9 protein-coding genes and 1 pseudogene are annotated in these 13,267 nt (G+C 34.6%); 3 read left to right on the top strand and 7 right to left on the bottom strand.

Features of this window, described 5'->3' with window-relative positions:
- Positions 1-461 precede the first annotated feature (461 nt).
- The gene (locus ACFIK2_RS02330) at positions 462-1,064 is read left to right on the top strand and encodes a superoxide dismutase (RefSeq protein WP_375634275.1); all 603 of its coding nucleotides are present in this window, start codon (positions 462-464) and stop codon (positions 1,062-1,064) included.
- Between the two features lie 82 nt (positions 1,065-1,146).
- On the opposite strand, the gene ACFIK2_RS02325 is transcribed toward ACFIK2_RS02330, so the two are convergent.
- Positions 1,147-3,240 (bottom strand): S9 family peptidase, encoded by a 2,094-nt coding sequence (locus tag ACFIK2_RS02325; protein WP_375634276.1) that lies wholly within the window; start codon positions 3,238-3,240, stop codon positions 1,147-1,149.
- Positions 3,241-4,094: 854 nt separating this feature from the next.
- Between ACFIK2_RS02325 and ACFIK2_RS02320 the strand changes: the two genes are divergently transcribed.
- Positions 4,095-4,532 (top strand): MucR family transcriptional regulator, encoded by a 438-nt coding sequence (locus tag ACFIK2_RS02320; protein ID WP_012754848.1) that lies wholly within the window; start codon positions 4,095-4,097, stop codon positions 4,530-4,532.
- 98 nt (positions 4,533-4,630) lie between these two features.
- On the opposite strand, the gene ACFIK2_RS02315 is transcribed toward ACFIK2_RS02320, so the two are convergent.
- Together ACFIK2_RS02315 and ACFIK2_RS02310 are read right to left on the bottom strand one after the other, a co-directional pair.
- A complete protein-coding gene (locus tag ACFIK2_RS02315) occupies positions 4,631-5,041 on the bottom strand; it encodes a SufE family protein (RefSeq protein ID WP_375611146.1) in 411 nt (136 codons plus the stop codon).
- Positions 5,042-5,149: 108 nt separating this feature from the next.
- Positions 5,150-5,525 (bottom strand): annotated as a pseudogene (locus tag ACFIK2_RS02310) (DUF5330 domain-containing protein).
- 1,055 nt (positions 5,526-6,580) lie between these two features.
- Here ACFIK2_RS02310 and ACFIK2_RS02305 point away from each other — a divergent pair.
- On the top strand, positions 6,581-7,414 hold the full coding sequence (locus ACFIK2_RS02305; RefSeq protein ID WP_375634277.1) for a peptidoglycan-binding protein: 834 nt from the start codon (positions 6,581-6,583) through the stop codon (positions 7,412-7,414).
- Positions 7,415-8,261: 847 nt separating this feature from the next.
- Here the strand turns inward: ACFIK2_RS02305 and ACFIK2_RS02300 are convergent.
- From ACFIK2_RS02300 to ACFIK2_RS02285, 4 genes are all read right to left on the bottom strand, one after another.
- Positions 8,262-8,462, bottom strand: coding sequence for a hypothetical protein (locus tag ACFIK2_RS02300; protein ID WP_375676860.1), 201 nt, complete (start codon positions 8,460-8,462; stop codon positions 8,262-8,264).
- A 719-nt stretch (positions 8,463-9,181) separates the two neighbouring features.
- Complete coding sequence (gene ppdK, locus ACFIK2_RS02295) at positions 9,182-11,848, bottom strand: pyruvate, phosphate dikinase (protein WP_375634250.1); 2,667 nt, start codon at positions 11,846-11,848, stop codon at positions 9,182-9,184.
- 172 nt (positions 11,849-12,020) lie between these two features.
- Complete coding sequence (locus ACFIK2_RS02290; RefSeq protein WP_375611143.1) at positions 12,021-12,677, bottom strand: DsbA family protein; 657 nt, start codon at positions 12,675-12,677, stop codon at positions 12,021-12,023.
- Positions 12,678-12,759: 82 nt separating this feature from the next.
- Complete coding sequence (locus tag ACFIK2_RS02285; protein WP_375631604.1) at positions 12,760-13,260, bottom strand: DUF721 domain-containing protein; 501 nt, start codon at positions 13,258-13,260, stop codon at positions 12,760-12,762.
- Positions 13,261-13,267 lie beyond the last annotated feature (7 nt).

Below are 13,267 nucleotides of genomic sequence, written 5' to 3'. Positions count from 1 at the left end.
ATTTTTACATTATATTATTCATGGGTAGCACCATAAAATAAAATCAAGCACATTGAAAAATATTTCCTAAAAAATAACACTTAATATTCTGTTGAAAACATTATGATACACCAATAAACTGGAAGAGTTTTGCAAAAATTAAAAACATTTTATATGGTATTTGAAAAAATAGAGATACAAAAACAAGGAATAATAACTATTTCCATTTACTTTTTATTCAAAAGATAATGATATTTATTACCCACTCATAGATGTAAAAAAATCTTCAGAAGCAATCTTTATGTAGACCAATACCCTTTTTGATTGATGAATATACATTTCCTAAAAGCTTCTTTTACAAAAAGAGAAACATTAAAACTATTTCATACAAACTAGGTATTCAACATTTGCTTTTAAATGCGGTAAATGGCAAATTAGACTTATGAAATAAGCTTAACAATTAGAATCGAGGAGATTTTTAAATGGCTTTTGAATTGCCCCCGTTGCCTTATGATTACGATGCCCTTTCGCCTTATATGTCACGCGAAACGCTTGAATATCATCATGATAAGCATCACCTTGCTTATCTTACCAACACCAATAATTTTGTGAAAGAGTTAGGCTTAGAAAATGAAAGCCTTGAAGATATTGTTAAAAAAAGTTTTGGAAAAAATATTGGTTTGTTTAATAATGCAGCGCAGTATTACAATCATAACCACTTTTGGCTTTGGATGAAAAAAAATGGTGGTGGCCAAAGACTTCCTGAAAAGTTAGCAAAAGCTATTGACGCTGATCTAGGTGGTTACGACAAATTCCGCGCTGATTTTATTGCTGCTGCTAGTGCCCAATTTGGTTCTGGATGGACGTGGGTTGCTGTTAAAGATGGCAAGCTTGAAATTATGAAAACGCCTAATGGTGAAAATCCCTTAGTGCACAATGCTCGCCCTATTTTGGGTGTCGATGTGTGGGAACATTCCTATTACATTGATTATCGCAATGCTCGACCGAAGTACCTCGAATCCTTTGTAGACCATTTAATTAATTGGGACTATGTTTTGGAACTTTATGAAGAATGTGAATTTTAAACTATCTAGATAACTTTTTAGTGTATGAAAGTCTCTATAATCCAATAAATTATCGGAGACTTTCATACAGAAGTATTATGGATTAGCAAAAGTCTTTTCCTGCTATCTTTAGAATATATGCATAGATATAGGCAACTTCTTCTAGCTTTGAAAAACGTCCAGCTGCACCAGCGTGCCCTGAATCCATATTAATACGTAATAAAACTGCATTATCGTCTGTTTTTAGGTCTCGTAATTTTGCCACCCATTTTGCAGGCTCCCAGTAAGTTACACGAGGATCTGTTAATCCTGCCATCACAAGTATAGGGGGATAGTTTTGAGCTTTGACATTATCGTAAGGGGAATAGGAAGCAATAAGCTTATAATCTTCTTCTGATTCAAGAGGATTCCCCCATTCGGCCCATTCTGGAGGTGTGAGTGGCAATGAAGCATCTAACATTGTCGCTAAGACATCAACAAAAGGCACATTCGCTACGATCCCAGCAAAATCCTGGGGAGCTATATTGGCAATGGCTCCCATCAACATCCCCCCTGCTGAACCACCATGAGCAATCAGCCGGTCGTGAGAAGTGAATTTATTGTTTACAAGGTAACGCCCACAAGCAATAAAATCTGTAAATGTATTGTGCTTAAAGAGATGCTTTCCTTTCTCATACCACTCTACTCCCTTTTCTTTTCCTCCGCGAATATGAGCAATCGCGTAAATAAAACCTCTGTTTACTAGAGAAAGTACATTACTATTGAAACTGGCAGGAATAGAGATCCCATAAGCACCATAACCGTAAAGCAGACAAGGCGCACCACCATCAAGGAGAGTGTTTTTGTGGTAAAAAAGTGAAATAGGAATCTTCTCACCATCGTCTGCTATTGCTGTAATCCGTCGTGTTACATATGCATCTTTATTATGCCCAGAGGGAATTATTTGCGTTTTTAAAAGCATTCGTTTACAATTTTTCATCTCATAATCAAACACTTGATCAGGTGTTGTCATAGATGAATAGGAAAAACGAATAGTTGGACTGTTATATTCTGCAACTCCTTGCAAACTTAAAGAATAAGCCTCTTCAGTAAAAGCAATGGAATTCACTTGTTTAGTGGTACGTTCCATCACTTTTATACGTGGAAGCCCCTCAAAACGTTCGATCCAGACAAGAAAATCTTGATAAGCATCATGGGATAATATTAGGCACCCAAGCTGATGTGGGACAAACTCAGACCAATTTTCTGATTGTGGAGATGTATATGGCGCTACCATAATTTTGAAATCTTTTGCATTATCTAAATTGGTCAGAATATAAAAGACATCACCACCCTCTGTAAGTGAATATTCAATACCTTTTTGTCGTTTCCGTACACATTGGGGAACAGTAAAAGGCGCCTCAGCAGGAATTAACCAGATCTCGGATGTTTCATGATCATGAATATTAATATAAATAACATCATTAAGCTTAGAACCGCTTACATCTAAGAAAAAACCTGGATTGTCTTCACGAAAAATAAGCTTATCTTGTGATTGATCTGTGTTTAATTGGTGATAATAGAGCTCTGAAGGTCGGTGGTTTTTATCCATCTTAGTATAAAAAAAACCTTCAGACCTAGCATCCCATACAATTTGACCAGATGTATCAGTAATTGTGTCCGTACAGTCAGACAATGTCTCAAAATTACGAATTTTAGCTGTATAGAATTCTGATCCTTTGTCATCATAGGTCCATACCACATGTGTATGGTCAGGAGATTCTTGAACTGAACCAAATTTGAAATATTCTTTGCCTTCTGCCAAGACATCACCATTAAGGTACACGTTTTTTTCTCCGCCATTCCTTGGTGTCTGAAAATAATGTGGTTGTTGGCCTCCGGTAACATAAGAGAATCCGTAAGCAAAAGGACCATGTTTTATAGGAACAGAACTATCATTCTCTTGGATCCTGTTTTTCATTTCGGTAAAAAGCAAATCTCGTAATGGTTTTGTATCAGCCATTTGAGCTGATTGATAAGCATTTTCTTTTTCAAGATAATGTCGAATATTGGGATCAAGACAGTTAGGATCTTTAAAAACATCTTGCCAGTTAGACGCACGTAGCCAATGATAGGGATCATCACGAAAAATACCATGATATATTTCCTTATGAGTGATTCTAGATGCTTTGGGAGGAATTGCAAAAGTGCGAGTCATACACAATCCTATATTAAAATATGTTAATAGCTTCGTTTATATGTTAGAATCACAGTGATTGATGCAAGTGTAAAAGTCTATAAGTTCTATTCACTTGCAAAAATAGCACCATGATAATTTTTAAAACTAATACCTTTCTGTTCATTACATATCACAGCTATTGTTTTCTAGGGATATAACACCACTTTTATAATGAAAGTGACTGGTAAAACAATTAAACTATTAGAAAAAGAATTGATTTTTTTTGAAACAGTATAATCGCATAATTTTACAGAGAGGAATAAATATATCTAAAATATTATTATTACTGTATAAAAAATAAAAATGTCCTATCTCCTTTTAATGAATAATTTTATATTATAAATAATACTATTATGTCATATTTATAATATATCATGTTTTTTATTATTAAATTTTATAAATATAAACAATAAAAATGAATTTAAAACTTATTAAACATAAACTTACTAAACTATAAGTATTCAAAAAAAATATAATAATTTATATATTATATTTTTATAATTAGTAATTTTATTTTTACGTTCTCAAAAAAAATAAATAAATTTTATCATATATTTTTTTATATTTGTGATGTATTATATATTATGTATGATATGTTATAGGATAAAAATATATTTTAGCATGTAATAATTTCGTTTTTCTTATTGTATATTATGACAAAAAATGGGTATTTATTTGATTTTTTTGTGTTTTGGCAATTTTATAGAATAATTGAATTGACAAAAAAGATTTTTGTACAATATGAAGCTCATGTGCATGAGATCTTTATATCATGAGTATATGCACTATATCTCGATTTTGAATTACTCAATTTTAAATTAAAGGAAACAAGAATGGAACATCGTGCAGTCTTAGAGACTGAAAGCAATTTAGTTATTACATTGGTTGCTGATATTGTTGCTGCCTACGTGAGTAATAATTCTATTCGACCGACTGAAGTGCCAAGTTTAATTGCTGATGTCCATGCTGCTTTTCGTAAAGCAGGGAATCTAGAGTTAACAGAAGTCGAAGTTGAAAAACAAAGGCCTGCCGTTAATCCGAAGCGTTCAGTATTTCCTGATTATCTCATTTGCCTTGAAGATGGAAAGAAGTTTAAATCTCTAAAGCGTCATCTCATGACACATTATGGAATGTTGCCAGAGGAATATCGTGAAAAATGGCAGTTAGATAGTTCTTATCCTATGGTGGCGCCTAATTATGCAAAAACACGATCGGCTTTGGCCAAAGAAATGGGGCTTGGACGCAAAAGCAAACGGAAAAAAACTAAATAATCTTATTTTGCGAAAAAATGGTTTCATGTATAAAGTTGATTTTAGTATACATGTTTTGTGTGAAGCTTTTGTATATATAGCAATTTCTACCAAGGGGATTACATATAGCTTTCGTTACGAATCCGTTTAATCATTGATTTCAGACCATTTGATCGTTGTGGTGTAAGATTTTCATTTAAACCAAGTTTTTCAAAGAGCTCTTGAGCATCAGAATTGCGAATTTCAGAAGCTTTTTTGCCTGAATAAAAAGCAAGAAGTATGTAAATGAGTCCACGCACAATATGAGCATCGGAATCACCTTGAAACGTCAATATTGGATCTTTTGAGTTATTACGTGAAGATAAAAGCCACACTTGGCTAACACAACCAGGAACTTTGTGAGCATCGTTTCGAGCGCTTTCTGGAAAAGGTGGCAATTCATAGCCAAGCTCGATGACATAACGATAACGATCTTCCCAATTATCCAAAAGCGAAAAGTTTTCTATAATATTACCGATTGTTTCCGCCATTATTTTAGTCCTGTTTCGTTTGAATAATCATTCTTGAATACACTTATAAAAAATAAATATTTATTCTTCCTAACATAAATAACACGAAGAACGTTAAAAATCCTTATTTCAAGATAACATTGCATGGTTTTGTAAGAACTCTTGTATTTCGATTTTGTAAGAAACATTAGGGGAAGTCTCTGATATCATTTTTGTTTCCTAATATGTTCCCTAAATATTCATAAGCAGCTCTTGCACCGTAATATGCGCGCTCGCCAAGTGAACTTAAAAAGGATTTTCCTACTTTGCAGGTTTTTATATTACGGTCACAAAATGCGCCTAAGTCATTTAAGGCTTCCTTAAAAGCAATAATCACATCGCTCGTTGTTGTCTCATTATTTTGGGGGCTAGAAGAATGGTTACTGCTTGGATCTGCTACAAAAAATGAAATAATGACAAAAATAAAAAATAAAAAAAATGATAATTTGATTAAAAAACGTATCATGGATAATCAATGTACCGCAGTGGTAAATACAATAAAAGAAACATTTTATACACTGTTGCTTTATAAACAATTTATAAAATGTGCTTTTTATAAAATTGAGTATTCATGTATTGGATCTATATCATTGGCTTTTTTATAAATATGGCACAATTCCGCTGTATAAAATGGGATACATTGTCTATTCAGTAAAAAATTAACATCAAAATTATACACTTACAAGCTGGTCATGTTAATGAACATACTATGATAAAAAATGAGAGAGATAATCATGTTGTGTACATAATTATTTTAAATAATAGTCCACCATATTAGCTTAGTTGAAAAGGCTAAAAAGAGTAAAATTCTGTTATTCTGACTCTAGTGTCGATAAAATATTTATATTATCTATAAAATTTTTACTGGAATGTTATGAAAATGGTCAACATGTCGATAAAAACATCAAAAAAATAACTGCATCTCTTATGATTACATCTCAAGCCAGTTTTTTTTCTATAACATTGTAAACATCAATTTAATTGATACTTATGAAAATTATTTAATAGAAGGAATTTATACCAAAATATAATAATATTAAGAGATAATTATTCTTACCAAACCGTTTATGGATCAGTAACCATCTATATGTAAATTATAAAGAATAGATAACGATTGTCATCTTTTTAGCGTTATAGGCAAATATTTTCAATTTTATTTTAAATAATAGGCAAACATATGCCACAAAATGAAGAATAACGTGGCATTATTGTTTAGATAATTATATGTGATAATGCAGTTTGCAAACACCAAAATGATCTTGAATGCTAATCATTTGGTACTCTCTTTATACACATTAAAGATTTGTAAAAAAATGAAATGAATAAAAGTTGGTAAGAACTCTTGTTGATTTATCAACTTATAAATTGATATAATGAAGCTGCTCATTCTAGGAGTTTGAAAGGAAAAATCAATAATGTCAATGCACTTCTCTCTGGCTGGAAGTAAGAACTGATTCATATTCGTTTCCTAATTTATATTTGTTTCTTTGTAAAAAATAAACGCAACTGAAAATAAAAGTAATGGCAACAAAACGAAAGACATACCGAAAAAAAACTGTAAAACACCGTAAATACTACAGTAGTATTGTTATAACACTTCTTCTTATAACTTTTCATTTTATTTTTTGGAGTGCAAAAACTCTTTATTTCTATACACGAAAAAATACTTTATTTTTTGTTGGATTTCTTCTTTTTAGCATTAGTTTTTTATTTATTTCATTTAATGCTTTATTTTCGCAAATGACAACGCATCAAAATATTTTAACTCAAATGAAATTTTCCTCTGTTCAAAGTATAGGTAAGAGCTCTAATTTATCGGAAAAAGAAGAAAAATCACAAGAACTCTCCCGTGTAGCTTCTGTACATTCTCAAAGTCATAACCACACAAATTCACCTTTACCCTCTCAATCAGCAAGCATGCTGGAAAAGCAAAAAGAACTAGCAAAATTAGGATTTTATGATGGTCCATTAGATGGACTGGAAGGACCTAAAACACGCCGAGCCATCACTTTATGGAAACAGCAAACTGCTCAGAGAATGCAAAAGAATGTTCTATCTAATCCCGCAGCAGATGAAATCGCGATATTAATTAAGCAAAGCGAAATAGAAACAAACAATACAAAAAATATGACACACTTAAAAGAAGCTATTTTAGAGCCTTCTGTTGAAGATATTATACAAGTGCAAAAAGCTTTACATATTTTTGGGAATGAGGAGGTTATTGTCACAGGAATAGAAGATCAAAAGACGATAGAAGCCTTAAAACAGTTTCAAAAAATATTTGATCTTCCTGTAACAGGTAAAATTAATCACACAATTTTAATGAAAATGCGTGAAATTGGTTTATTAAATTGAAGCTAATCATAATAATCTCTTAATTTATAATGATAATTCATCTTTCGTTTGTTTAATGCTCCCCTCAAACATTCCTTCATCTCAAGCCCTCTTATATTCAATCAATCAGAATGGTTTTCTTACACATTACATATTGAGCCGTATAATTTGCTTCAAAAAAACCACAACCGATTGCAGAAAAAAGAATATTGCAAAATAGCAAACGCGCTTGTTCTAGCATTTTTATTGCCTCTGATGATAAAAGGACACGAAATTTTTGTAGTATCACGTAAACCTTTCATATTATCGAACCACGAATTGTCCATATATTATCGTCAATTTGATCTTTATAAATATGATGCAAAGAATTTGTGCAAACACCTGTAAGGATAAGTAGACATAAAGCTAGTTGTGTTATGGTTGTTGTTTTGCAAAGTGTCTGATAAAAAACCGGCACTTCTCTCTAATCTACTGCTGGAAAGTTATGTGTTTTATGACATTGTCTTCTTAAGAGAGCGTGTGCGTTTAGTATTGCCTATAAATCAACATCCAAACCTAACGCAGCAGTATGTTTGAAACAAATGTTAAGACAGTTTAGTACTTCTCTCAGCTGTTATAGCTTTTGTATGCCAAATGGAAGCAAGAATATTGCGCATCTCTGTTTGTATAATCTCTTAAAACAGGAAAACAGCCTAATTTGGGAAGAATATGAAAATTTAAGGTAAAAACCAGTTTTCATCTTTGCCATTTCCTTTTAATTCAGCTTTACGCCTTTCAAATACATCTAAAGCAATATCTTTAAAATAACGGAGATTACCTATTGCCTCATGCTCTTATTTATCACATGTCTTTTTAGTCTCACTCCCCCTCACCTAAAACAAAATGTCCCAAACGGAATATACTTGGATTGCCATTCACGGGCTTTCTTAAAAAACATCTCTAAAGCACCCAAAACCACTTCGCAACAACGCCCGTGAATAATAATAGCAGCCCCCCCCCCCACAACAACTGCGCGACAGCGCACATCATCTTTACGCTTATGAAGAAGCAAGCCGGCACCATTACACACTGTACCTACCTTCAATTTGTGATAGCTCTCACTTGAGATGATTCATAAGAGGCATATCCTTGCTTTATTTTTTTATCCACAGACGCTCATCCGGCCTGTAACATACAAAAAACATGGTTTTGATTGATTCATTATAAAAGAAGTCGAAATAAGAAGATCTTATGATATTTACAGCTTTCATTCAATATGAGAAATAAAAAATTATCTTTATAAATCAATAGATTGTGTAACTTTGATATTCCTTTATAAATGTAAAGATGGGAGTGCATAATGGAGTTTATAAATTTTGGGAAGATTTTTATAAACTTACGGGGAGTTTTACATAATCCCCATTCCACGAATATCAATGTGAAATGGAGCATCCACTGAGAAATGTCTATCTCAAACAGCATGATGTGCAAAAAAAAATGCATTTGTTTGGAGCATTCTATTTTGCGTGAGGAGCTCATTCCCCTATAAAAAAGCAAACGCATAAATTGACTGCACAATAACACGTTTCTCTCTATCAAGAGGTTCGCCAATAGAAAGTAGTATTAATAATACATCTTTGTCTATCCTGCTTTATATTTTCTCTCATAAACCTCTAAAAAAAACACTTTCTCGCGTAACACAACTTATCGTGCATTTTAGAAGCATTTTTATTCCCTTTATTAAAGAAAATAAAAGAATATATAAAAATTTATTTCAGTAATAACGATACAACAAAAAATATTAACCCATTACATCCTTTTTGCTATTGCGGCCTGAGCTGCTGCTAAACGAGCAATTGGCACTCGAAAAGGAGAACACGAAACATAATCTAGGTTATTTTCTTCGCATAAAGCAATAGAGGCAGGATCGCCTCCATGTTCACCGCAAATTCCCAATTTTATTTTTGCACACTTTGAGCGTCCACGCTGTGCAGCAATGGTAATAAGTTCCCCTACTCCATCACGATCAATAGACACAAAAGGATCTTGCTCTAAAAGACCTTTTTGAAAATAGGTTGCCAAAAAAGGAGCTGCATCATCACGGGAAATCCCAAAAGTAGTTTGTGTCAAATCGTTTGTTCCAAATGAAAAAAATTCAGCAGTTTCAGCAATTTCATCTGCTCGAAGCGCCGCTCTTGGAAGTTCAATCATCGTCCCAACCATATATTGAATAGTGCTTCCCTTTTCTTTCATCACTTCCTCAGCAACCTGATCAATACGCGCTTTCACAAAATCGAGTTCAGATTTAAGCGCAACCAGTGGCACCATAATTTCAAGCATAACAGGAGATCCAGATTTTTGGGCAGCTTCTGCTGCTGCTTCAAAAATCGCCCGCGCTTGCATTTCTGCAATTTCAGGATAAGTAATAGCTAAACGGCATCCTCGTAATCCAAGCATAGGATTAAATTCGTGCAACTGCTGAGTGCGTTCAGCAAGCACTTCAGCAGAAACCCCCATAGCTGTTGCAACATCAAGAATTTCTGCTTTCGTTTTAGGCAAAAATTCATGTAATGGTGGATCTAGCAAGCGGATAGTAACAGGTAAACCACACATAATTTCAAATAATTCACTAAAATCTGAACGCTGCATTGGCAAAAGCTTATCTAGTGCTTTACGACGACCACTTTCATCATGACTTAAAATCATTTCACGCATGGCAACGATACGTTCATCAGAAAAAAACATATGCTCCGTACGGCAAAGACCTATACCTTCAGCCCCAAAAGAGCGTCCCATACGGGCATCAGATGGTGTATCAGCATTAGCGCGAACTCTTATACGTCGCATCCCATCAGCCCATTCCATTAATTTTGCAAAGTCTCCGCAAAGCTGAGGCTGCAACATTGCAACTTTCCCTTTGAAAATTTCTCCACTTCCACCATCAATTGTGATAACATCACCTTTTTTTAGGCTTTCTCCTGAGGCAAACAACGTATTTGTGTTATAATCAATCCGCACACTGCCAGCACCAGAAATACATGGTTTTCCCATCCCCCGCGCAACAACAGCAGCGTGACTTGTCATACCGCCACGCGTTGTTAAAATTCCTTCTGCAGCATGCATACCATGAATATCTTCTGGGCTTGTTTCTACCCGGACCAAAATAACTTTGCGACCTTCCGCCGACACAGTTTCTGCCTCTTCTGAAGTAAAAACAATTTCACCAGTTGCGGCTCCAGGAGAAGCAGGTAAACCACGTCCTATAACAAAACGTTCTGCTTTGGGATCAAGTGTTGGATGCAAAAGTTGGTCAAGCGACTTTGCATCAATACGCATCACAGCCTCTTCACGGTTTATTAACCCCTCCTCAACCATTTCAATTGCCATCTTGAGAGCCGCACGAGCCGTGCGTTTTCCTGAACGAGTCTGAAGCATCCATAATTTACCTTTTTCAATGGTAAATTCGAGATCTTGCATATCCCGATAATGCTGCTCAAGATTCTGCGCAATCTGACATAATTTCAAAAAAGCCTCAGGCATAATTTTTTCTAACGACGGTCTATTTGAACCAGAAACAATACGCGCATTTTCTGTAATATTTTGAGGCGTTCGAATGCCCGCCACAACATCTTCCCCTTGCGCATTAACTAAAAACTCACCATAAAGTTCTTTTTTCCCTGTCGATGGATTGCGTGTAAAAGCAACGCCCGTTGCCGAATCTTCTCCCATGTTACCAAAAACCATAGCTTGCACATTAACTGCCGTTCCCCAACTTTCAGGAATGCTATGTAAACGGCGATAAGTAACTGCACGTGCTGTCATCCAACTTGAAAAAACGGCTCCAATCGCCCCCCATAACTGTTGTTCAGGATCTTGTGGAAAAGGGGTTCCTAATTTTTCTTCAACATAGGCTTTATAAGAAATAATAACATTCTTCCAATCATCTGCTGTCATTTCTGTATCAATAGTGTAACCATTGCATGCTTTTACTTCATCAAGAATCTCTTCAAAATACGAATGGTCTAGCCCCAAAACAACGTTAGAATACATTTGGATAAAACGCCGATAACTATCATAAGCAAAACGTTCATTATTGGCTTGTAAAGCAATTGCTTTTACAGTTTTATCATTCATGCCAAGGTTCAGCACTGTATCCATCATCCCTGGCATAGAAGCCCTAGCCCCTGAACGAACAGACAGCAAAAGTGGTCTTTGTTCATTCCCAAATTCACGTCCTGTTTGTTCAGCAACGTATCTTAGTGCTTGCTTAACAGATTCCTGTAGCTCTTCTGGATATGATTTGTCATGGGCATAATAAAAATTACAAACTTCTGTTGTCAGCGTAAATCCGGGTGGTACGGGCAAACCAAGATTACTCATTTCTGCCAAATTAGCCCCTTTACCTCCGAGAAGGTTACGCTCACTTGCACTTCCTTCTGCCTTTCCATCTCCAAAACTATAAACCCATTTTTTCACTGTACAAATCCTCCCATATCAGCTTCAAAACATCATTCAACCCAGGCTCACTTAAAAGCAATGATTTGATTCAAAATTGGCTCAACGATATCGCTTCATAAATGCATAATATTAATCCTTCCAAAAGAGATAATGACCAAAAATCACTATCCATCTTCTGGAAGATTAAGATTCAGTTTTTTAGAAAACTATCAATCACCGAAAAAAATTCTTCTACTTTCATGGCACCTTCATATTTACTACCATTAATAAAGAAAGTAGGTGTTGCTGTGACACCAAGCTCTTTACCGCGTTCAAAAGATGCATTTACTTCATCTAAAATGGACTGATTTTTCAAACACGCAGTAAAACTTTCATCTGTAAAACCAGCCATTAAGCCAATTTTCTTCAATGGTGTTAGAGCATTTTTTCCGAAAGCCCATTCATTTTGTTTTTGAAATAAAACTTCTATCAAAGGAAAATAGCGATCTTCCGGTGCACACCGTGCCAACATAAAACCTGCTGTTGCCCGAGGATCAAAAGCATATTCTCGGAAAATAAGTTTTACTTTTCCTGTTTTGATATATTTTTTACGAATTTGGGGAAGTATATCATTATAAAAATGCGCACAATGGGTACATGTCAACGAAGCATACTCAACAATGACGACTGGTGCATCCGCCTCTCCCTCAAAGCGATCCTTTACTTTACCCGATTGAAGAAGCTCTGCCATATCAACAGTTGCCACTGATTTGGGATCACGCGCTAAAGCAACTGTTACACTGTTTTGTACAATCGTTATGAAGAGAAAAATTATCCCGAAAGATAAAAAAGAACGATATTTTACCATAAATAATACTTTTCTGTTGTTATTAACGAATAGGAATCCAATGCTTTCTCATATATTAAAGAAAAATATATAAAATATCTTTCTATTTATTATTTTTTTCCAAAAAAATGCAACAGCCAAGTTGATAAAGTGCTTGGTGCAAACTTTTATCTTCAATTCCTTCAAGCATTTTTTCCACGCATTTTTTGTCTTGTTCACTCAAAGGCGGTTTTAGAGGCAAGTGATTCATAAAAACCGACATACTCCTTTGCTCAATCTTGATGCGATCAATAGCAATATAGCCAAAAAATCCGTTAATTCTATGAAGTAATTCCTCTGTTTCATGCATCAATTTTAACGCAGCAAATCCTTCACATGCGACAACAAGTGTTGCTGGCTGAAAAACTTCATCTTGATCTGCACGACGTTTCCAAATAATTTTAAGCGGCATTGTATGTTCACTGATATCATAGCCCGCAATTTGTGGCCAATGTTCTATAAGCGCTACATTAAGCCCTGTCCGTTTGCGTAAAACTGGATCAAGTATTTTGTATACCGTCTCAGAAAGAGAATAAAAGATACGTTTTTTAAGTTGTTTTCTCATTTTTAGA

Source organism: Bartonella sp. AP88XZML (assembly GCF_042195565.1).
In the GTDB taxonomy this organism is placed as follows: Bacteria; Pseudomonadota; Alphaproteobacteria; order Rhizobiales; family Rhizobiaceae; genus Bartonella.
The sequence above is the reverse complement of the archived record's forward strand: the minus strand, read 5'-3'. Positions and strand labels throughout refer to the sequence as shown.